The sequence below is a fragment of the Saccharothrix mutabilis subsp. mutabilis genome (assembly GCF_039521145.1).
In the GTDB taxonomy this organism is placed as follows: Bacteria; Actinomycetota; Actinomycetes; order Mycobacteriales; family Pseudonocardiaceae; genus Actinosynnema; species Actinosynnema mutabilis.
Genome location: NZ_BAAABU010000004.1, coordinates 370,164 through 389,127 on the forward strand (window position 1 = coordinate 370,164; position 18,964 = coordinate 389,127).

The 18,964-nt window shown below is 72.7% G+C and carries 22 protein-coding genes; 8 read left to right on the top strand and 14 right to left on the bottom strand.

All coding sequences use genetic code 11. From position 1 onward, the window contains the following. Window positions 1-8: 8 nt before the first annotated feature. Entirely contained in the window at window positions 9-968 is a 960-nt protein-coding gene (locus tag ABD126_RS12725) for a LacI family DNA-binding transcriptional regulator (protein ID WP_343933973.1), read from the bottom strand. A gap of 67 nt (window positions 969-1,035) precedes the next feature. On the opposite strand from ABD126_RS12725, the gene ABD126_RS12730 reads away from it, so the two are divergent. Both ABD126_RS12730 and ABD126_RS12735 read left to right on the top strand, forming a co-directional pair. Further along, window positions 1,036-1,875: a PfkB family carbohydrate kinase gene (locus ABD126_RS12730; protein WP_343933974.1), complete on the top strand. Its 840-nt coding sequence runs from the start codon at window positions 1,036-1,038 to the stop codon at window positions 1,873-1,875. Continuing rightward, entirely contained in the window at window positions 1,872-2,492 is a 621-nt protein-coding gene (locus tag ABD126_RS12735) for a nucleoside/nucleotide kinase family protein (protein WP_343933975.1), read from the top strand. The genes ABD126_RS12730 and ABD126_RS12735 overlap by 4 nt, the downstream gene beginning before the upstream one ends. A gap of 7 nt (window positions 2,493-2,499) precedes the next feature. On the opposite strand, the gene ABD126_RS12740 is transcribed toward ABD126_RS12735, so the two are convergent. After that, window positions 2,500-3,165 carry a DedA family protein gene (locus ABD126_RS12740; RefSeq protein ID WP_343933976.1) on the bottom strand — a complete coding sequence of 222 codons (666 nt, stop codon included), beginning with the start codon at window positions 3,163-3,165 and terminating at the stop codon, window positions 2,500-2,502. Between the two features lie 105 nt (window positions 3,166-3,270). Between ABD126_RS12740 and ABD126_RS12745 the strand changes: the two genes are divergently transcribed. After that, window positions 3,271-4,644 carry an FAD-binding oxidoreductase gene (locus ABD126_RS12745; RefSeq protein WP_343933978.1) on the top strand — a complete coding sequence of 458 codons (1,374 nt, stop codon included), beginning with the start codon at window positions 3,271-3,273 and terminating at the stop codon, window positions 4,642-4,644. A 32-nt stretch (window positions 4,645-4,676) separates the two neighbouring features. Here ABD126_RS12745 and ABD126_RS12750 read toward each other — a convergent pair whose 3' ends face one another. The 8 genes from ABD126_RS12750 to ABD126_RS12785 all read right to left on the bottom strand — a co-directional run bounded on the left by ABD126_RS12750 (window position 4,677) and on the right by ABD126_RS12785 (window position 10,512). Next, the gene (locus tag ABD126_RS12750; protein ID WP_343933979.1) at window positions 4,677-5,621 is read right to left on the bottom strand and encodes a hypothetical protein; all 945 of its coding nucleotides are present in this window, start codon (window positions 5,619-5,621) and stop codon (window positions 4,677-4,679) included. Between the two features lie 102 nt (window positions 5,622-5,723). Next, complete coding sequence (locus tag ABD126_RS12755; protein WP_425542795.1) at window positions 5,724-6,206, bottom strand: glycosyl hydrolase family 18 protein; 483 nt, start codon at window positions 6,204-6,206, stop codon at window positions 5,724-5,726. Further along, a complete protein-coding gene (locus ABD126_RS12760) occupies window positions 6,203-6,634 on the bottom strand; it encodes a glycosyl hydrolase family 18 protein (protein WP_343933980.1) in 432 nt (143 codons plus the stop codon). Before ABD126_RS12760 ends, ABD126_RS12755 begins: the two co-directional genes overlap by 4 nt. Window positions 6,635-6,706: 72 nt before the next feature. Further along, a complete protein-coding gene (locus ABD126_RS12765; protein ID WP_343933981.1) occupies window positions 6,707-7,447 on the bottom strand; it encodes a DedA family protein in 741 nt (246 codons plus the stop codon). Window positions 7,448-7,456: 9 nt separating this feature from the next. Next, window positions 7,457-7,645 carry a hypothetical protein gene (locus ABD126_RS12770; protein WP_343933982.1) on the bottom strand — a complete coding sequence of 63 codons (189 nt, stop codon included), beginning with the start codon at window positions 7,643-7,645 and terminating at the stop codon, window positions 7,457-7,459. 53 nt (window positions 7,646-7,698) lie between these two features. Next, window positions 7,699-8,850 (bottom strand): N-acetylglucosamine-6-phosphate deacetylase, encoded by a 1,152-nt coding sequence (gene nagA / locus ABD126_RS12775; RefSeq protein WP_343933983.1) that lies wholly within the window; start codon window positions 8,848-8,850, stop codon window positions 7,699-7,701. Next, on the bottom strand, window positions 8,847-9,740 hold the full coding sequence (locus tag ABD126_RS12780) for an ROK family protein (RefSeq protein ID WP_343934222.1): 894 nt from the start codon (window positions 9,738-9,740) through the stop codon (window positions 8,847-8,849). Before ABD126_RS12780 ends, nagA begins: the two co-directional genes overlap by 4 nt. A 193-nt stretch (window positions 9,741-9,933) precedes the next feature. Continuing rightward, window positions 9,934-10,512 (bottom strand): SigE family RNA polymerase sigma factor, encoded by a 579-nt coding sequence (locus ABD126_RS12785; protein ID WP_309109831.1) that lies wholly within the window; start codon window positions 10,510-10,512, stop codon window positions 9,934-9,936. Between the two features lie 68 nt (window positions 10,513-10,580). On the opposite strand from ABD126_RS12785, the gene ABD126_RS12790 reads away from it, so the two are divergent. After that, the gene (locus ABD126_RS12790) at window positions 10,581-10,865 is read left to right on the top strand and encodes a YciI family protein (protein ID WP_343933984.1); all 285 of its coding nucleotides are present in this window, start codon (window positions 10,581-10,583) and stop codon (window positions 10,863-10,865) included. 157 nt (window positions 10,866-11,022) lie between these two features. Here the strand turns inward: ABD126_RS12790 and ABD126_RS12795 are convergent, their stop codons facing one another. Beyond that, a complete protein-coding gene (locus tag ABD126_RS12795) occupies window positions 11,023-11,898 on the bottom strand; it encodes an SDR family oxidoreductase (protein WP_343933985.1) in 876 nt (291 codons plus the stop codon). Window positions 11,899-11,983: 85 nt separating this feature from the next. Continuing rightward, complete coding sequence (locus tag ABD126_RS12800; RefSeq protein WP_343933986.1) at window positions 11,984-12,913, bottom strand: aldo/keto reductase; 930 nt, start codon at window positions 12,911-12,913, stop codon at window positions 11,984-11,986. A 110-nt stretch (window positions 12,914-13,023) separates the two neighbouring features. Here ABD126_RS12800 and ABD126_RS12805 point away from each other — a divergent pair, with 110 nt between their 5' ends. Then, window positions 13,024-13,851 (top strand): LLM class F420-dependent oxidoreductase, encoded by an 828-nt coding sequence (locus ABD126_RS12805; RefSeq protein ID WP_343933987.1) that lies wholly within the window; start codon window positions 13,024-13,026, stop codon window positions 13,849-13,851. 48 nt (window positions 13,852-13,899) lie between these two features. Here the strand turns inward: ABD126_RS12805 and ABD126_RS12810 are convergent, their stop codons facing one another. Next, a complete protein-coding gene (locus ABD126_RS12810) occupies window positions 13,900-14,184 on the bottom strand; it encodes a DUF427 domain-containing protein (protein WP_343933988.1) in 285 nt (94 codons plus the stop codon). Window positions 14,185-14,277: 93 nt separating this feature from the next. Between ABD126_RS12810 and fbaA the strand changes: the two genes are divergently transcribed. Next, window positions 14,278-15,312, top strand: a complete 1,035-nt coding sequence (fbaA, locus tag ABD126_RS12815) for a class II fructose-bisphosphate aldolase (protein WP_309109825.1) — start codon at window positions 14,278-14,280, stop codon at window positions 15,310-15,312. A 494-nt stretch (window positions 15,313-15,806) separates the two neighbouring features. Here the strand turns inward: fbaA and ABD126_RS12820 are convergent, their stop codons facing one another. Further along, window positions 15,807-16,937, bottom strand: coding sequence for a hypothetical protein (locus tag ABD126_RS12820; RefSeq protein WP_343933989.1), 1,131 nt, complete (start codon window positions 16,935-16,937; stop codon window positions 15,807-15,809). Between the two features lie 288 nt (window positions 16,938-17,225). Between ABD126_RS12820 and ABD126_RS12825 the strand changes: the two genes are divergently transcribed. Together ABD126_RS12825 and ABD126_RS12830 are read left to right on the top strand one after the other, a co-directional pair. Then, complete coding sequence (locus ABD126_RS12825) at window positions 17,226-17,633, top strand: DUF3151 domain-containing protein (RefSeq protein ID WP_343933990.1); 408 nt, start codon at window positions 17,226-17,228, stop codon at window positions 17,631-17,633. 15 nt (window positions 17,634-17,648) lie between these two features. Then, a complete protein-coding gene (locus tag ABD126_RS12830) occupies window positions 17,649-18,941 on the top strand; it encodes an FUSC family protein (protein WP_343933991.1) in 1,293 nt (430 codons plus the stop codon). Window positions 18,942-18,964 lie beyond the last annotated feature (23 nt).

Consider the following 18,964-nt stretch of genomic DNA (forward strand, 5'->3'; position numbering starts at 1 on the left):
GCCCCACGCTACTGGTGACAGCCGCAGGATTGGCGGTGTTTCAGCGCTGGCGCCAGCCGGATCGTCTCCGGCGCGCGCTCCGGGTCGGCGATGCGCGACAGCAGCAGCCGCACCGCCGTCCGCCCGATCTCCTCGACCGGTTGCGCCATCGTGGTCAGCGGCGGCTCGACCAGCTCCGCCCACTCCACCTCGCCGTAGGTGACCAGCGCCAGGTCGGTCCCGATCCGCACCCCGTGCGCGCGGGCCGCGCCGAGCACGCCCATCAGCACCTGGTGGTCGCTCACCACCAGCCCGGACACCTGGCCGAGCAGCGGTTCCAGCGACTGGGTGACCAGCTCCTCGTCCCACTTGAGCCCCGCCCGGCCCAGGCCCAGCCGGTAGCCCAGCACCCGCTCGTCGGTCGTGGGCACGCCCGGCGCCCCGGTGACCAGGCCGATCCGCCGGTGCCCGAGGTCGGCGAGGTGCCGCACGAGCGTGGACGTGGCCTGCACGTTCTCCGGGCCCACCTGGTCGGTGTCCTGGGCCAGCGTCAACCGGTCCACCAGCACCGTCGGCACGCCCAGCCGGCGCAGCTCGGGCAGCGCCGCCGAGCCCGACGTGGGCGTGAGCAGCACCCCGTCCACCCGGCGCGACCGCAGCATCCGCACCGCCGCCTGCTCCGACTCGGCCGACTCGCGGGTGTCGATCAGCACCAGCGAGTACCCGGCGTGCGCGGCCTCGTTCTCGATGGCCGCGATCAGCTCCGCGAAGTACGGGTGCGACACCAGCGACACCGCGAGGCCCAGCGACTTCGTGCCGCCGGTGACCAGGGACCGGGCGATCGCGTCCCCGGTGTACCCGGTCTCCTCGATCGCCTTGAGGACCCGCTCGCGCGTGCTCGCGGCCACCGGCCTGGTCTCGTTGATCACGTGTGAGACCGTGGTGATGGAGACGCCGGCCAGCGCGGCGACCTCCTTCATGGTGACCATGTACCCGTCCCCGTTCGGCCGTGCGCAAGCGATTGCGGGGGACGATACCGGCTCGGAGGTGCACGTCGTGGCAGCCGTCCTGTGTGTCGGGCTGACGACCCTGGACGTGTCTCAGGTGGTCGCGGAGTTCCCCCGACCGGGCGACAAGGTGCAGTCGCTCGGCGTGCACCTCGCGCCCGGCGGTCCGGCGGCGAACGCGGCGCGGACCGTGGCGGCGCTGGGGCACCGGGCCGTGCTGGCGACGTCGTTGGGCGGCGAGCTGGGGCCGGTGGTGCGCTCGATGCTGGGCGGGGTCGAGGTGCGGTCGCTGGGGCCGGGCGGCCCGGCGCTGAGCATGGTCGTCGTGCGCGAGCGGGACGGCGAGCGGACCGTCGTGTCCCGCAACGCCTCCGGGTTCGCGCCGGAGTCCGGGGTGGACCTGGCCGGCTGCGACGTGGTGCTCGTGGACGGTCACCTCGGCCCGGTGGCCGTCGAGGCCGCCCGCCTGGCGAAACGCGAGGGTGTGCCGGTGGTGTTGGACGCGGGGAGCTGGAAACCTGTGCTCGACGACCTGCTGCCCCTCGTCGACGTAGCCGCCTGCTCGGCCGCGTTCCCGCGGTCGGCGGCCGAGGTGCACGCGTACGGCGTGCCGCTGGTGCTGCGCACCGGCGGTCCCGAGCCGGTCACCTGGTCGCGCGCCGGCCGGACCGGCGCGGTGCCGGTGCCCGCGGTGCCCGTGCGCGACACCAACGGCGCCGGCGACGTGTGGCACGGTGCGTTGGCGGTCGCGGTCGCCCGGGGCGTCCCGGCGGAGGACCGCGCGGTGGAGGACGCCGTGCGGTGGGCGAACGCGGTCGCGGCGGTGCGCGTGCGCAACACCGCGTGGGACTGGGTTGAGGAGCTGGAGCGGTGGCGGGACAGCGGGTGAGGTTCGACGACCTGGTCGACCGGGCGCGACGGCTGGCGGAACCGGGCGAGCGCAGGCTGCTCGGCATCGGCGGCGCACCGGGCTCCGGCAAGTCCACCCTGGCCCGCCGGCTCGTCGACGCCCTGGGCTCGTCGGCGGCGCTGGTCGAGATGGACGGGTTCCACCTCGCGCAGAAGGAGCTGGACCGGCTGGGCATCGCCGACCGGAAGGGCGCGCCGGACACGTTCGACATCCCCGGTTACGTGGACCTGCTGGGCCGGCTCAAGGCGTGCGGGCCGGACGTCGTCTACGCGCCGGAGTTCCGGCGGGAGATCGAGGAGCCGGTGGCGTGCGCGGTGCCCGTGCCACCGGACGTGCCCCTGGTGGTGACCGAGGGCAACTACCTGCTGATGCAGTACGACAAGTGGAAGCGCGTGCGGGTGGTGCTGGACGAGGCGTGGTTCCTGATGATCGACGAGGACCTGAGGGTGTCCCGCCTGATCGACCGCCACGTCCGCTACGGCCGCTCGGTCGAGGACGCGCGCGAACGCGTGCTCAACGGCACCGACCACGTGAACGCCCTGATGGTGAACGCGTCGAAGTCCGCCGCCGACCTGGTGATCGCCGAAGTCCTGTGAGCCGGGCCTACTGCTGCGCGCCGACCTCTTCCTCGACCGGCTTGCGCATCTCCTGCCGGTAGCGGATCAGGCCGTAGGCGGTGCCGACCACGAAGAACGCCACGCTCGCGATGACCGCCGCCGTCTGCAGCCACGGGATGGACGTGAGCAGCCCCGCCCCGTAGTAGCCGGCCAGGACCAGCGTCGGCACCCACGCCAGCGCGCCGATCGTCGTCGCGAGCATGAACCGCTTCGGGTCCATGCGGGCCGCGCCGGCGACCATCGGCGCCAGCGTGCGCACCCACGGGATCCAGCGCGCCAGCACGATCGCCCAGAAACCGCGGCGGTCGAGGAAGTCGCGGGCCTTGGCCAGGTTCTCCTTGTTGAGGACCTTGCCGCCGCGGCGGGCCAGCAGCCGGGTGCCCGTGTGCCGGCCGATGTAGTAGCCGATCTGGTTGCCGACCACGGCCACGATCATCGCCGCGACCGACAGCAACCACGCGCTGAGCTCGCCGTCGTGCTGCGCGAGCACGACACCGGCCGCGAACAGCAGCGAGTCGCCGGGCAGGAACAGGCCGAAGATGAACGCGCACTCGAAGAAGACGAAGCTCAGCGTGATGAGCCACACGGCCAACGGGCCTGCGGTCTCCAGCGGGGCGAACGCCAGTGCTTCGGACGTTGCGGACAGAACCACGAGCGCCAGCCTACGTGGCGCTTCGGACCGGTTTGGGCGACTCCGGGCGAACTGGTGCTGAAAAGCTTCGGATCGGGACGTGCCGAACAGCGCTAGTTTGAGGGGATGGAGGCCCTGCTCACGCGGTTGCGCGCCGCCGTTGGACCGGATGCCGTGCTGACCGATCCGGACGTCACCGCCGCGTACCGGCGCGACATGATGCCGCTCGCGCCCCACGGGCAGCCGCTGGCCGTGGTCCTGCCGACCGACACCGGCCAGGTGCGGGAGGTGGTCCGGGCGTGCGCGGCGCACCGGACGCCGATCGTGCCCCGCGGCGCGGGTAGCGGGCTGTCCGGCGCGGCCAACGCCGTGGACGGCTGTGTGGTGCTCGTCACAACAAAGATGAACCGGATCGTCGAGATCGACCCCGACAACCGGCTGGCCGTCGTCGAGCCGGGCGTGGTCAACCTCGACCTGCGCGGCGCGGTGGAGAAGCACGGGCTGTTCTACCCGCCGGACCCGTCCAGCTACGACTGGTGCACGATCGGCGGCAACCTGTCCACCAACGCGGGCGGGCTGTGCTGCGTGAAGTACGGCGTCACCACGGACTCCGTCCTCGGGCTTGAGGTGGTCCTGGCCGACGGCGAGCTGCTGCGGACCGGCCGCCGCACGGTCAAGGGCGTCGCCGGGTACGACCTGACCAAGCTGTTCATCGGCAGCGAGGGCACGCTGGGCGTCATCACCCGCGCCACCCTTGCCCTGCGCCCGCTCCCGCAGGCCCCGTCCACGCTGGTCGCGACGTTCTCCAACACCGCCGACGCGGGTGCCGCCGTGGCGCGCGTGGTGCGGGAGGGCGTGGTCCCGTCGCTGATGGAGATCATGGACCGGACGTCCATCCGGGCCGTCGAGCAGTACCTCAAGACCGACCTGAACGCCGACGAAGCCCTGCTCATCTGCCAGTCCGACGCCGGCGGCGAGGCGGCGCGGCGCGACCTGGAGGTCATCGAGCAGGTCTGCAAGGACGCCGGCGCGGACCTCACCTACGCCACCGACGACCTCAACGAGGGCCGCGACCTGCTCACCGCCCGCCGCGCCGTGCTCACCGCGCTGGAGGTCTACGGGGCGTGGCTGACCGACGACGTGTGCGTGCCGCGGACCAGGATCGCCGAGCTGATCGCCGGGTGCGAGCGGATCAGCGCGGAGGTGGGGCTGCGGATCGCGGTCGTCGGGCACGCCGGCGACGGCAACATGCACCCCACGATCGTCTACGACCCCACGTCGGCGGACGAGTTCGCGCGGGCGCGGAAGGCGTTCGACGACATCCTGGCGGTCGGGCTCGCGCTGGGCGGCACGGTGACCGGCGAGCACGGCATCGGCAAGATCAAGCGCGAGTGGCTGGCGACCGAGATCGGCCCGGTCGGCCTCCGGGTCCACCGCGAGATCAAGCGGGCGCTGGACCCGGAGAACCTGTTCAACCCGGGATCGATGTTCGGTGTTTGATGGCGCGACTCCGTCGCGCGGCTCGGCCTCGCTCAGCTGATGACGCTGAAGCTGTAGGCGTACCAGTTCGAGCCCAGCCCGTCCGCCCGCACGCTGCGCACCAGCACCTCCGTGCGGCCGGGGCGGGTCGGGGTCAGGGCGATGACCGCCGTGCCCGGGGCCTCGGACGCCACCGTCCGCACCTCGCCGTCCTCGAACAGGTACTCGAAGGCCACCGTCTCGGCCACGGTGCTGTGAAGCTCGAACGCGCCCGTCACGCCCACGCCGCCCGCTTCCGCCCCGTACGGGTAGTCGGAGCTGTTCGCCCACGCGTACCCCAGCACGGCCTCGTAGCCGCGCAGGTGCTCGGCGGTCCGGGTGCCGTCCGCCGTGACCCCGACGACCCGGACCTCGTTGAGCCCCGGCCGGTCCGACCCGATCGTCACGCTCGCCCGCCCGGCCGCGTCGGCGTCCACGGTCACCGGCTCGCCGTCGTTGACGCGGTACGTGTAGCGGACGATCGGCGCGAGGTGGCCCCAGCGCGGCGCGAACGCGGCCGTGCGCGGCGTGCCGACCAGCGCGGACCACGGCGTGACCGTCGTGTCCGGGCCGGTGTAGGCGACCTGCGTGTCGTAGGTGCGCACGGCGGACGCGACGCCGTCCCGGTTCACGCTGTAGACCTTCAGCTCCAACGACCCGGGCGCGCCGGGCGTGATGACCGCCGTCGCCCTGCCGTCCGCGTCGGCCGGCACCGAGCCGCTGAGCCGCCGGTTCGCGTACCGGAACTCCACGACGTCCGCGGAACCGTTGGCGTCGAACAAGAAGACACCCGGCACGTGCTCACCGCCGACACCCGGGTACGGCGCGTTCTCGACATAAACGGCCGAGGACACCAGCGGTGCCGCGGGTTCTGCCGTGGCCGACGCGGGTGCCACCACCGCGGTCAGTGCCGCGCCGATGGCGGCGAGCGTGCCCAGGGCACGCCGAATACGAATCACTTCCTTGCCCCCCAACGGTTTTCGGGCACCCCCCTGGTGCCCGTCACCGAGTATGGCGGGACCGGGCGCGGTGTGGCTACCGGAATGGCGCGGCCATCGCGGTCAGCAGGCTGTGCCGCGCGTCGTCGTGGCCGAGTTCCACATGAACGTGCCGCGCAGGCCGCGGTCCTTGGCGTACCGGGCGCGGATGCCGATCGAGCGCGGGTTCTCGTAGCTGACGAACTTGCGCTCGGCCGCGTTGTAGAGCCACGGCGACCGCGCCACCGGGTGCCAGTGCTCGGTCCAGCCCGGGGTCGCGCGCAGCCGTTGCACCTCGTCGTAGCCGTCGACCCAGAACGCGCTCTCGCACGGCTGGTACAGCCCGTGGTCCGGCCCGGCCTCGCGGACCCGGAACCCCCGGCCGTAGAACGGGGTCCCGAGCACGAGCTTGTCCGGCCGCACCCCGTGGCGGACGTAGTACTCGACCGCGCCGACGACGTTGTTCCAGCGGCGGTCGGCGGCGGGCATCGGGTCCTGCGGCACCTCGCGCAGCGGCGCGTTGAACGTCGCCACCGGGGAGAAGCCGGTGCCCATGTCGTAGGTCATGAGGGTGATGAAGTCGAGGTCGCGGCCCAGCGCGCCGAGCTCGAAGCTCCGCCCCGGGTCGTACGGGCCGCCCGCCGCGACGCTTCGGTGAGCGCGGCGTCGGAGAACCCGCCCGCGCCCCAACCGCCGATCGAGATCAACGCCCGCAACGACGGCTTGCGGCGCTTGAGGTCGAGGATGTCGGCGAAGTCCTTCGCCGCCGTGGGGGCGTTGAGCGCGCACCGGCCGTCCTCGATCGTGGCGAACGCGTAGAACAGGTGCGTGATCGGCGTGTCCGAGGGGATCGAGGAGATCGGCTTCGACGCGCTGAACCAGTTGCCGTAGTACGCGCCCACGACCGCTTTCGGCGAGGCCGAGGCCGAGGCGGTCGTGGGCGCCGAGACGCCGGAGGCGAGCGCCAGCAGCACCGCGAGCCCGAAACGAAGCACCCCTCACTGGTACAGACCAATGAGGGGTGCGGTCAACCGCCGATCAGGCGCGCCCGGCCGGGAGGCTTCGCGTCAGTCGATGCGCTTGAACTGCTGAGTGGCGTCGTCGGCGCGGTCGAACTGCTGGGTGATGTCGTCCGCCTCCTGCGCGAGGAGCGCCTTCTTCTCCCGCCGCGCCTTGATGACCTCGATGATGATCGGCACGATCGACAGGAAGACGATCAGCAGCAGGATCATCTCCAGGTTGTTGCGCACGAACTCGATCTGCCCCAGGAAGTAGCCCAGGACGGTCAGGCCGGCCGCCCACGCGACACCGCCGATGAACGAGTAGGTGAAGTACTTGCGGGCGTCCATGCGGCCCACGCCGGCCATCGCCGTGATGAACGTCCGGACGATCGGCACGAACCGCGCCAGGACGATCGCGCGCGCCCCGTACTTCTCGAAGAACTCGTGCGTCTTGTCGACGTACTCCTTCTTGAAGATCTTGGAGTCCGGCTTGTTGAACAGCGCCGGTCCCGCGCGGTAGCCGATCCAGTAGCCCACGACGTTGCCGAGCATCGCGCACGCCGTCAGCAGCACGCACACCAGCCACAGCGGGTAGTCCATCAGGCCGCTCGCCACGAACAGGCCCGCCGTGAACAGCAGCGAGTCGCCGGGCAGGAAGAACCCGACCAGCAGCCCGCACTCGGCGAAGATGATGAAGCACAGGCCGACCAGCATGTACGGCCCGAGTCCCTGCAGCAGGATCTGCGGGTCCAGCCAGTCCGGGCCGAGGGCGTGGGTGGTGGTGAGCGCGACCGTCACGCGGACCACGGTACAGGCTCAACGGAGCGTGATTACCGCCACGACCGTGCCGGCGGCCAGGCCGAGCAGGACGGCGAGCAGCAGCACCCAGCCCGCGCCCAGCGCCGGGCGCCCCGGGTCGGGCGTGGGGGCGGGCAGGCGCCCGCCGGTGCCGGCGACCTGCGCGCGCAGCGCGTCGACCACCAGCCGCTCGTGCTCGTCGGACATGGTGCCCAGTATCGCGCGCCGCCCACGTCGTCGGGGGCGGCGCGACGCGAGCCCTACTCCTTGACCCACTCGCCGCGCGCCATGACCTCGCGCGGGCGGAACTCGTCGTCCAGCACGACCAGGTCGGCCACGAGGCCGGCGCGGATCTCGCCCGCCTCGACGCCGAGCAGCCGCGCGGGCCGCGTGGCCGTCGCTCGCACGGCCTCCTCCACGGTCAGCCCGCACGACTGCACGGCGTTGCGGAACGCCGCGTCCATCGTGAGCGTGCTGCCCGCCAGCGACGCGCCGCCGGCCAGCGTCGGCACGCCGTCCACGACCCGCACCTCCAGGCCGCCCACGTCGTACACGCCGTCGCCCACGCCCGCCGCCGCGATGGCGTCGGTGACCAGCACGGTCCGGCCGGTCCCCGCGTGCCGCGCGGCGAGGCGGACCGCCGTCGGGTGCAGGTGGACCAGGTCGCAGATCAGCTCGACGGTGACCCGCTCGTCGTCCAGCAGCGCGCCGATCGGGCCGGGCTCGCGGTGGTGCAGCGGGCGCATGCCGTTGAACAGGTGGGTCGCGACGCTCGCTCCGGCCTCCACGGCGGGCCGGATCTGGGCCTCGGTCGCGTCCGTGTGCCCGATGGCGGCCAGGACACCGTTGTCGACGAGGCGGCGGACCGCGTCGACACCGTGCTCCAGCTCGGGGGCCACGGTCACCATGCGCACGGTCCCGCGACCGGCCTTGAGCAGCGCGTCGACCGAGGCGGCGTCCGGCGGGCACAGGATGGCGGGGTCGTGCGCGCCGCACCGCGCGGCGGACAGGAACGGGCCCTCCAGGTGGATGCCGGCCACCACGCCGTCGTCCACCAGCTCGGCCAGCGCCTTGACCTGGTCGGCCAGCTCCGGGATCGGCCGGGACACCAGGCTGGCCAGCATGGTCGTCGTCCCGTGCCGGCGGTGCGCGGCGGCGGCCCTGCGCACCCGGTCCGGGTCGGCGCTGGTGAACGCCTCGCCGCCACCGCCGTGGCAGTGGATGTCCACGAAGCCCGGCACCAGCCAGCCGCCGCCCACGTCCGTGGTCGGCCCGTCCGGCGCGGCGCCGTCACCGACGGCGGCGATCCGGCCGTCGCGCACCGCGACCCAGCCCCGGTCGAGCACCCCGTCGGGCGTGACGACCCGACCACCGGTCAGGGTCACGTCCACCGGTCCACCCCACGTGCTCATCTCTCCTCCAGCATGTCGATGGCCAGCAGCGCGGCGCCGAGGCAGCCCGCCTCGTCACCCAGTGCCGCCAGCCGCAGTTCCGGACGCCGCTGGAAGGTGATCAAGCCGTCCAGCCGGTCCCGCAGCGGGTCCACCAGCAGCGGGCCCGCCAGCGCGAGACCGCCGCCCAGGACAACCGCCTCCGGACCCAGCAGGGCCGCCACGAGCAGGATGCCCCGTGCGAGCGCGTCCACGGCCTCGTGCCACACGACCACCGCGTCGTTCTCGCCCGCTCGGACCAGCCGCGCCACGTCCGCCGCCCCGGTGACCGGGTTGCCGGAGCGCTCGGTGTACCGGCGGGCGATCGCGGCGGAGGACGCGCGGGCCTCGACGCAGCCGGTCTGGCCGCAGCCGCACGGGTCGCCGTGGCCGACGTCCACGTGGCCGATCTCGCCGACGCTGCCGTCGCCCCGGTAGATCCGCCCGTCCAGGACGAGCGCGGCGGCGATGCCTGTGCCGATGGGCATGATCACGGCGTCGCGCAGGCCGCGGGCGTTGCCGGTGCGGAGTTCGGCGAGCCCTCCCGCGCGCACGTCGTGCCCGAACGCGGTGCGCAGGCCGGTGCGGGCCTCGACCTGCTTGACGAACGGGTAGTCCTGCCAGCCGAGGTTCGCGGAGTACACCCCGACGCCTTGCGCCTCGTCCACGACGCCGGGCACGACGAGACCGACGGCCTCGACGTCGTCGGCGCCGGCACGCAGTTCGTCGACCAGGGCGGCCACATCGTCGACCACGGCGTCGGCGTCGCGGGTGGTCGCCCGGCGCCGCTGCCGCACCGCGCGCACGTCGGAGGCGGTGCCCGCCACCAGGGCGGCTTTGGTCTCGGTGCCGCCGACGTCGACGGCTATCACGTGTCTTGTGCGTGCCACGAGGACCGATAGTGCGGCATCGAGCCGCCATTGGTCTATACCAAGTGCCCGATTCCCCCACCCGGTACACATCCGCCCACCCTCCGCACCCGGGTTCTCCCACCCTTCGGGACGGGCGGTGGTAAGCGCTTTCCAGGCGCGCGTGGGCGATCGACGGCGTTCTCGGGGAGTGCCGTCAGGCGGTGCCCATGATCTTCTGGAGGGCGTCCAGCGCGCGGCTGGCCGTGCTCTTCACGGTGCCCTTCGAGATGCCGGTGGCCTCGGCGATCTCCGCCTCCGACAGGTCGCCGTAGTAGCGCAGCACGAGCACCTCGCGCTGGCGCGGCGGCAGCTGGGACAGCGCTTTCACCACGGCCTGGTGCTCGGCGGTGAGCATGGCGAGGCTCTCGGCCGACCGGGCGTTGGCCACGTGCGGCGGGGTGTAGTCGCGGGCGGTCTTGCGGCGGCGCAGGACGCTGCGCGAGCCGTTGACCACGGCGGTGCGCAGGTAGCCGACGGCGGCCTGGGCGTCCCGCAGGCGCGACCAGTTCCGGTACAGGCCGGTGAACGCCTCCTGCACCACGTCCTCGGCGGTCGAGGGCTCGTCGACCAGCAACAGGGCCAGGCGGACCAGCCGCATCCGGTGCTGCCGGTACAGGTCCTCCAGCGTGAGGGGACCGGTCGGCGCGGGCGCGACGCCGTCCTGGATGCGCAGGTTCGTCAGCGTGTCCTGCACACGCGCGATGCCGCCGCTGTGTTGTTCCGAACCGACCACGGAAAAGACGGTACCCGGTTCGGGGGTAGCTTCGGTGCCGGCGTTGACGTTCTTCGTGGAGGTGCGCGGTGGCCCGGTACGCGGTCGAGTTGGTGTTCGGGGACGACCAGGAGGCGCGGCTGGCCGTACGGCCGGCGCACCGGGAGTACCTGGCCACCCTGGTCGAGCAGGGCAAGCTGCTGGTCTCCGGGCCGTACGCCGACCAGTCCGGCGCGATCCTGGTCTACGAGGTGGCCGACGAGGCCGAGTTGAAGTCGGTGCTGGCGGCCGACCCGTACACGCCCGCCGGCGTGGTCGCCGAGACGCGCGTGCACGAGTGGCTGCCGGTGCTGGGCACCTGGTTGGCCGACTAGCCGACCGCCGACCGACCGGCGGCCCCTGCGGACGGCCGGGCGCGCGGGAGGCCGGCACCCCTGCGGGAGGCCGGCCCCCGGCTCCCGCAGGCGGCCGACACCCCTGCGGGGAACCGGTCCCGGTGTCTCGCGGGCGGCCGGTCTCCCCGTCGGGCGGTCAGCGCTTCTTCTGCGCGGGCTTGCGGGTGCCCGCCGCTTCGCCGCCCGGCCCGACCAGGCCGGACAGGTCCTTCGCGGCCATCTCGCGGTCGGCGGCGGGGACCTGGCGCGCGGCCTGCTGGTCCACGACCTTCGGCGTGAAGGCCCGGAAGATCTTCAGCCCGCCGACCCAGCCCGGCACGTGCACCGCCTTGGCGCGCTTCTCGATGCCCCGCACCACGGCCTTGCCCACGTCGGAGACCGGGTACTTCTTGCCCGCGAGCCCCGGCATGCCGCTGCGCAGCGGCCCGAAGACCGGGTGCTGGTCGGCGCTGTTGACCATGTCGGTCGAGATCCACGAGAAGTACGCGACGCCCACGTCCACGCCCAGGTGGCGGACCTCGGCGCGCAGGCTGTCGGCGAAGGCCTCGCACCCCGCCTTGGCGGCCGAGTACGCGGCGTTGCCGGGGATGTGGACGATCGCGGCCAGCGACGACACGACCAGGCAGTACCCGCGGCTCGCGATCAGGTGCGGCAGGGCGGTGCGGACGGTGCGCCAGACGCCCAGCAGGTTGACCTCGATGACCCGTTCGAAGGCGGCCGGGTCCATCGACCGGATGAATCCGGTGGCCGCGATGCCGGCGTTGGCCACCACGACGTCGATGCCGCCGAAGTGCTCGACCACGCCGTTGACGGCGGTCTCCAGCGCCTGCCAGTCGGTGACGTCGGCCTCCCACGCCCGCCCGCCGCACTGCTCGGCGACCTGGCGGAGCTGGTCGCCCTCCAGCCCGACCAGCGCGACCTTCGCGCCCTTGGCGGCCAGCCGCCGCGCCACCTCGGCGCCGATTCCCCGAGCCGCGCCGGTGATCAGGACAACCTTGCCCGCAACGTCCACGGTGACCTCCTCGAACGGGTTCTCCGGAGGTCACCGTAACGCAACTTACCGCCAGTAAGCTACTGGAGAGTTAACTCGCTTCCGCTCAGGCGCTCGCGGCGCTCAGCCGCTCGATCTCGTCGGCCTTCAACTCCAGGTCGAGGGCCGGCAGGAGGTCGTTCAACTGTTCGACGTTGCGCGCGCTGGCGATCGGCGCGGCCACCGTCGGCTGGGCCGCCAGCCACGCCAGGGCCACCGCCGCCACCGTCGTGTCGTGGCCGGCGGCGACCTCGTCCAGCGCCGCCAGGATGCGCAGGCCCCGGTCGTCCAGGTACTTCGACGCGGCGGCGGCGCGGACGCTCTCGACCTCGACGCCCGGCCGGTACTTGCCGGTCAGGAAGCCCTTCGCCAGGCCCCAGTACGGCGCGCTGGACAGCCCTCCCGCCTCGACGGCCGCCCTCAGCTCACCTTCGTAGGATCGTTCAACAAGGTTGTAGTGCTGCTGGAGCGCCACGTACCGGGCGAGGCCTTCGCGCTCGGACACCGCCAGCGCCGACGTCAGGCGCTCCGCCGTGAAGTTCGACGCCGCGATGTACCGCACCTTCCCCGACCGCACGAGCGCGTCGAACGCCGCCAGCGTCTCCTCCTGCGGCGTTCCCGGGTCGTCCTGGTGGGCGTAGTAGAGGTCGATGTGGTCCACGCCCAGTCGGCGCAGGGAGTTCTCGGCGGCGGTCGCGATGGTGGCGGCCTTCAGGTCGTCCAGGCCGTCCAGCATGCCGACCTTCGTCGCCACCACCACGGAGTCCCGGTTCCCGCGCGACGCCAGCCACCGGCCCACGACCGACTCCGACTCGCCGCCCGAGTGGCCCGGCGCCCAGGCCGAGTACACGTCCGCGGTGTCCACGAAGTTGCCGCCGGCCGCCGTGTACGCGTCGAGCACCGCGAAGGACGACTCCTCGTCCGCGGTCCACCCGAACACGTTCCCGCCGAGCGCCAGGCGGGACACGTCCAGGTCGCTGGTTCCCAAGTTCGTCATGCCGCGAACCTAACCCCGCCACCCCGCGGTCGGCCGAATCCCACAGCCAGGACTAAATCGTGCGTCCCACGGGTTGGCCACAGTCGAAGTTGTCTTCGAAAGGAGTCGAAATGACGGTGGAGCTGGGGCGCTTCGGGGTCTGGAGCCACTACACGGGCTGGGAGGGGCGGGCGGAGGCCGCCGCCCGGCTGGAGGAGCTGGGGTTCAGCGCGTTGTGGCTGGGCGCGGCCCCGGACGGCGGTGTGCTCGGGCTCGTCGGCGAGCTGCTCCAGGCGACCGAGCGGCTGGTCGTCGCCACCGGCATCCTCAACGTCTGGACGACCCCGGCCGCCGTGGTCAACGGCGGCTACCGCGACCTGGCCTGGACCGACCGCTTCCTGGTCGGCGTGGGCGCGGGGCACCGCGAGCTGGCGGGTGAGGTGTACCACAGCCCGTACCAGAAGCTGGTCCGCTACCTCGACGAGCTGGACGTCCCGCGCGACCGCCTGGCCCTGGCCGCCCTCGGCCCGCGCGTCCTGCGCCTGGCCGCCGCCCGGACCACCGTCGCGCACCCGTACCTGGTCACCCCGGAGTACACCGCGCAGGCCCGCGAGGTGATCGGCCAGGGCACCGTGCTCGCGCCCGAGCAGCACGTGGTGCTGGAGGAGGACCCGGCGAAGGCCCGCGAGGAGGGCCGCCGCAACCTCGCCCTCTACCTGCGGCTGGAGAACTACACCAACAACTGGCTGCGCAACGGCTTCACCGAGGACGACTTCCGCGACGGCGGCAGCGACCGCCTGGTGGACGCCCTGGTGGCGTGGGGCCCGACCGACCGCGTGGCCGCCCGCCTGCGCGCCCACCTCGACGCCGGCGCGGACCACGTGTCCGTCCAGCTGCTGGGCGCCAACCAGGACACCTCCCCGGCCTTCCGCGACCTGGCCGCCGCCCTGAACGGGTGACGCGCCCCGACCCCCTCGGGACCTCCCGAGGGGGTCGCGGACCGCCGGCTAGTCCGTCACCTCGACGCCGCGCCAGAAGGCCACGCGGCCCCTGATGTTCGCCGCCGCCTCCTTGGGCTCGGCGTAGTACCAGACCGCGTCCGGGTTGTCCTTGCCGTTCACGTGCAGGTTGTAGTAGTTCGCGGTGCCCTTCCACGGACACACCGACGTGGTGTCCGACGGCCTCAGGTAGTGGGCGTGCACCGACTCCAGGGGGAAGTAGTGGTTCCCCTCCACCATCTCCGTGTCGTCACTCTCGGCGATGATCTCGCCGTTCCACCGTGCGATCGCCATGCACCCACTATGCCGGTGATCAACTTCTTCCGCCGGGCGGTGCCCGTAGGATGCCCACGACACCGCGTTCCGGGCACCCGAGGAGGACCACCGATGCCCATCGCAACCCCTGAGGTCTACGCCGAGATGCTTGACCGGGCCAAGGCGAACGAGTTCGCCTACCCCGCGATCAACGTCACCTCGTCCGAGACGCTCAACGCGGCGCTGCGCGGCTTCGCGGAGGCCGAGAGCGACGGGATCATCCAGATCTCGACCGGCGGCGCCGAGTTCGCCTCGGGCACCAAGGTCAAGGACATGGTCACCGGTGCGGTGGCGCTCGCGGAGTTCGCGCACGTCGTCGCCGAGAAGTACCCGGTGAACATCGCGCTGCACACCGACCACTGCCCCAAGGACAAGCTGGACGGCTACGTCCGGCCCCTGGTGGCGATCAGCCAGGAGCGCGTCGACCGCGGCCTGAACCCGCTGTTCCAGTCCCACATGTGGGACGGCTCGGCGGTGCCGCTGGACGAGAACCTCAAGATCGCGACCGAGCTGCTCGACCTCGCGGCCAAGGCGAAGATCATCCTTGAGATCGAGGTGGGCGTCGTCGGCGGCGAGGAGGACGGCGTCGTCGCCGAGATCAACGAGAAGCTCTACACCACGCCCGAGGACTACCTGAAGACGGTGGACGCCCTCGGCGCCGGTGAGAAGGGCCGCTACCTGGTCGCGGCGACCTTCGGCAACGTGCACGGCGTCTACAAGCCGGGCAACGTGAAGCTGCGCCCGGAGATCCTGAAGCAGGGCCAGGAGGTCGTGGCCGAGAAGCTGGGCCTGCCGGCCGGCTCCAAGCCGTTCGACCTGGTCTTCCACGGCGGCTCGGGCTCGCTGCTGGAGGAGATCCACGAGGCGGTCTCCTACGGCGTGATCAAGATGAACATCGACACGGACACGCAGTACGCGTTCACCCGTCCGATCGCGGCGCACATGTTCACCAACTACGACGGCGTGCTGAAGGTGGACGGCGAGGTGGGCAACAAGAAGGCCTACGACCCGCGGTCCTACCTCAAGGCCGCCGAGCAGGGCATGGCCGCCCGCATCGCGCAGGCGTGCGAGCACCTGAAGTCCTCCGGCCGGATGATCGCCGGCTGAGCCTTCGGACCCGCGAACGGCCCCTCCCGCGGTTCGGGAGGGGCCGTTCGGCGTCTCAGCGGCCGTAGAGCTCGCAGACCGCGGCGTTCACCATCTCGTCCTGCCCGGCAGCAACCGCCCGCCGAACAGGGCGCGCAGGACTTCGGCCACTCCCCGGCGGTGGAGATCAGGCCGCCCTTGGCCCACGACGCGGACACGTCGACGCCCCGGTCCGCACGTGGTCGTGCAGCCGCGGACCCCGGAACCCGTCGGGGTCGCACGCCGGCGTCGATCCACCGCTGTGCAGCCCGGTGCAGGTCGCCGGTGGACGTGGTGTCCGCGGCGATGTTGGCGGTGGAGGCCGTGGTGGGGGGTGGCGGTGGCGAGGCCGAGCACCACGGCCGCGGCCACCACGGCGCGCAGCGGATGGCGGAAACGTCACTCACGAAAGGAATCCCCCGAGGATCGGTCGTCGTGACGCGAACGATCTTCGGGGGATTCCGGAGCGGGCAGAATCAGGCGGCCACCCGGGACCGCAGTGGGGGCAGCCCCACCCCGATCCGGCGGACCGTCGGGCCCGCGGCCGTCCACAGCACCGCGAGCAGCACGAACGTCACCGCTGCGGACGGGAACAGGATCGGCGGGGCCGCGTCCACCTGTTGCAGCGCCCAGATCCCGCCGTAGCCCAGACCCGTCACCGCCGCCGCGCCGAGCACCGCCGCGACCGGTTCGGGCACGCGGCCCAGGTGCGCCGCGTCCACCGCGAGGCCGACCAGCACCAGGAACAGCGGCACCGTCGAGAGCGGGAAGTCCGCGCCCGCCAGCAACGGCCAGATCAGGCACCGGTACGCGACGTACCCGCAGGCCACGGCCGTCGCGGCCCACCGGCGACCGATGCTGCGCCGCGCCACGACGAGCACCAGCGCGGCGGCGACCAGGCCCCACACCGGGTACACCCAGTCCGGGATGGGCAGCGAGAACCGCACGATCGACTCGCGGTCCACCGGCCGGCCGATCTGGTCGGCGGCGAACTGGAGCAGGATCGGCTCCGCGTACGGGTCGCCGCGGTCCCACGACGCGATCTCCAGCACCCCGTACTCCTGGTGCTGGTTGGGGAACCACATGTTCTCCAGGAAGAAGAACCACAGCGCGGCGAGCCCGAACAGCCGCCACCGGGACGGTTCGGTGTGCTGGGCGAACCCGCGCAACGCGCCCGCGAGCATGATCGCCGTGCCCAGGTAGAGCAGGGCGTGCGAACCGCTCCAGGACGTGATGTCCAGGCCGTTGACGCGGTGGTTGATCAGGTCGATCGGCAGCGCGACGAGGAAGACGCCGGTGCCCCACTGCATCAGGCGCAGGGCGGTCCGGTCCGCGCCGTAGCCGGTGTAGGTGTGGAAGATCGTCAGGCCGACCACGATCACCGTGCCGACGGTGTTGATCATGTGCGGTGGGGCCAGCTCGTCGCGCAGCCACTTGAAGTGCCAGGCGACGTCCCACGACGACCCGATGAGCTTGAAGAGCAGGCCCCACAGCCAGAGCTTGTAGAGGCCGGCGGCCAGCGCCGGCGGGGTCCGGCGCCCCGGCTCGCCCCGCTCCCAGTACTGGTCGCGGAACCGCGCGACGCGTTCGACAACCCCCGTTTTCACCCGAACATGATGCGTCTCGGTAGGACGGTCGGGAAGCCGGGACCACCCTGGTCTTTACCGATTTGTCCCCTAAGGGATGGGGGCGACCAGCACGTTCGCGGTTTTGTTACCGCTATCGGGTGAGCTTCGTTGCTCTTTTCGGTGTAGCACGGAACAGTGCGGCCCTGAGAGTTCGCTGAGAGCCCGAGGAGTCGTGGATGGGCAAGAAGGTCGTCGCCGGGGTCGTCGTGTCGGCGCTCGTGCTGGCAGTGGTCGCTACCGCGGCCCGCGTATTCCTATCCTGAGCGCATGGAGAACCTGCTCGGTCCCGACCCCACGCTGCTGCCCGACCGGCCCGAGGCGCAGGCCGCCGCCGAGGCGGGCACCGACCCGGCCAAGATCGTCCGCGCGTACCCCGACTTCAGCGAGGCGTGGGCGCTGCTCGCCGAACGGGCGCTGCAGACCGGCGACCCGATCGCCGGCTACGCCTTCGCCCGCACCGGCTACCACCGCGGCCTGGACCAACTGCGCCGCGCCGGCTGGAAGGGCTTCGGCCCGGTGCCGTGGTCGCACCGCGCGAACCAGGGCTTCCTGCGGGCGCTGGCGGCGCTGGCCCGGGCGGCCGACGAGATCGGCGAGACGGAGGAGTACGAGCGCTGCAAGAAGTTCCTGACCGACAGCGACCCGGCCGCCCCGGCCGCCCTCGGCCTCGCCTGACGACGGGCCGGGCGCGTGGAGGACCGGCGCGCGGGCGACGAACACGGCCCGGCTCGCGACGGCTCGACCCGCGGTGACCCGACACCCGGCAGCCCGGCTTCCGGCAGCTCGCCCAGCGGCTCGGCCGGTGCCGGCGGCGGTCCGGGCGGCGGCGACGCGGCTCGCGGCGGCCCGCCTGGTGCCGGCACCGGCTCGGCTTCCGGCGGCTCGGCTTCCGGCGGGCGGGTGCGGGCGGAGTTGGCGCGCCGGCTGAAGCGGTGGCAGGGCACGGCGTTGCCGATCGTGCAGGCCGCGCTCGCCGCCGGGCTGTCGTGGTTCGTCGCGACCACCGTGGTCGGGCACGCGCATCCCTTCTTCGCGCCCATCGCCGCCGTCGTCTGCCTGGGCGTGTCGCTCGGGCAGCGGCTGCGGCGGGTCGTGGAGCTGGTCGTCGGCGTGTCGGTCGGCGTCGGCGTCGGGGACGTGCTGATCTCCGTGATCGGCTCCGGCCCGTGGCAGATCGCGCTGGTCGTGGCGCTGGCCATGTCCACCGCCGTGCTGCTCGACGGTGGCGCGGTGATCGCGTTGCAGTCCGGCTCCTCGGCCGTGCTGGTCGCGACGCTGCTGCCGCCCAGCGCCGGCGGCGGCCTCGACCGGATGGTGGACGCCCTGGTCGGCGGGCTCGTCGGCCTGGCCGTGGCGGCGCTGCTCCCGGCCAACCCGCTGACCGTCGCGCACCGGCAGGGCAAGGCCGTCTTCGGCGAGCTGGCCACGGCCCTGCGCGGGGTCGCGGACGCGGTGGCCGACGGCGACGCGGTGCAGGCCGCCGGCGTGCTCGCGCGGCTGCGCGACAGCCAGGAAGCCGTGGACGACTTCAGAACCGCCTTGCAGACCGGTGGCGAGATCGCGACCATCGCGCCGATCCGGTGGCGCAAACGCGGTGACCTGAAGCGCTACGAAGCCGTCGCGGCACCGGTGGACTACGCGTTGCGCAACACCAGGGTGCTGGCCCGACGCGCGCTGGCCGCCTTGCGGGACAACGAGAAGATGCCCGCCGTGCTGCCGGACGTGTTGCGCCAGTACGCGTCCGCGGTCGAGGTGCTGCGGGCGGAGCTGGCCCGGGGTGAGGAGCCGCGGCGGGCCCGCGCCGCGGTGCGGGACGCGGCGGCGGTGGCCACGGCCCGGCAGCTGGGCGGGGAGGGTTTCTCCACCAAGGTGGTGCTCGCCCAGGTCCGGTCGGTGGCGGTGGACCTGTTGCAGGCCACCGGGTTGACCCGCGCGGAGGCGGTCGAGGCGCTGCCCCCGTTGAGCCGCGGGAACGGGGGCTGACCCGTCGGGGGCGCCGCGAAGCG

What these genes read in the sequence shown, in the direction of transcription:
- ABD126_RS12770 (WP_343933982.1), bottom strand. Translation starts at nt 7,645, where the DNA reads ATGTCCGACGAGCACGAGCGGCTGGTGGTCGACGCGCTGCGCGCGCAG.
- ABD126_RS12755 (WP_425542795.1), bottom strand. Translation starts at nt 6,206, where the DNA reads ATGACCTACGACATGGGCACCGGCTTCTCCCCGGTGGCGACGTTCAAC.
- ABD126_RS12725 (WP_343933973.1), bottom strand. Translation starts at nt 968, where the DNA reads ATGGTCACCATGAAGGAGGTCGCCGCGCTGGCCGGCGTCTCCATCACC.
- nagA (WP_343933983.1), bottom strand. Translation starts at nt 8,850, where the DNA reads ATGAGCACGTGGGGTGGACCGGTGGACGTGACCCTGACCGGTGGTCGG.
- ABD126_RS12810 (WP_343933988.1), bottom strand. Translation starts at nt 14,184, where the DNA reads ATGGCGATCGCACGGTGGAACGGCGAGATCATCGCCGAGAGTGACGAC.
- ABD126_RS12805 (WP_343933987.1), top strand. Translation starts at nt 13,024, where the DNA reads ATGACGGTGGAGCTGGGGCGCTTCGGGGTCTGGAGCCACTACACGGGC.
- fbaA (WP_309109825.1), top strand. Translation starts at nt 14,278, where the DNA reads ATGCCCATCGCAACCCCTGAGGTCTACGCCGAGATGCTTGACCGGGCC.
- ABD126_RS12800 (WP_343933986.1), bottom strand. Translation starts at nt 12,913, where the DNA reads ATGACGAACTTGGGAACCAGCGACCTGGACGTGTCCCGCCTGGCGCTC.
- ABD126_RS12745 (WP_343933978.1), top strand. Translation starts at nt 3,271, where the DNA reads ATGGAGGCCCTGCTCACGCGGTTGCGCGCCGCCGTTGGACCGGATGCC.
- ABD126_RS12825 (WP_343933990.1), top strand. Translation starts at nt 17,226, where the DNA reads ATGGAGAACCTGCTCGGTCCCGACCCCACGCTGCTGCCCGACCGGCCC.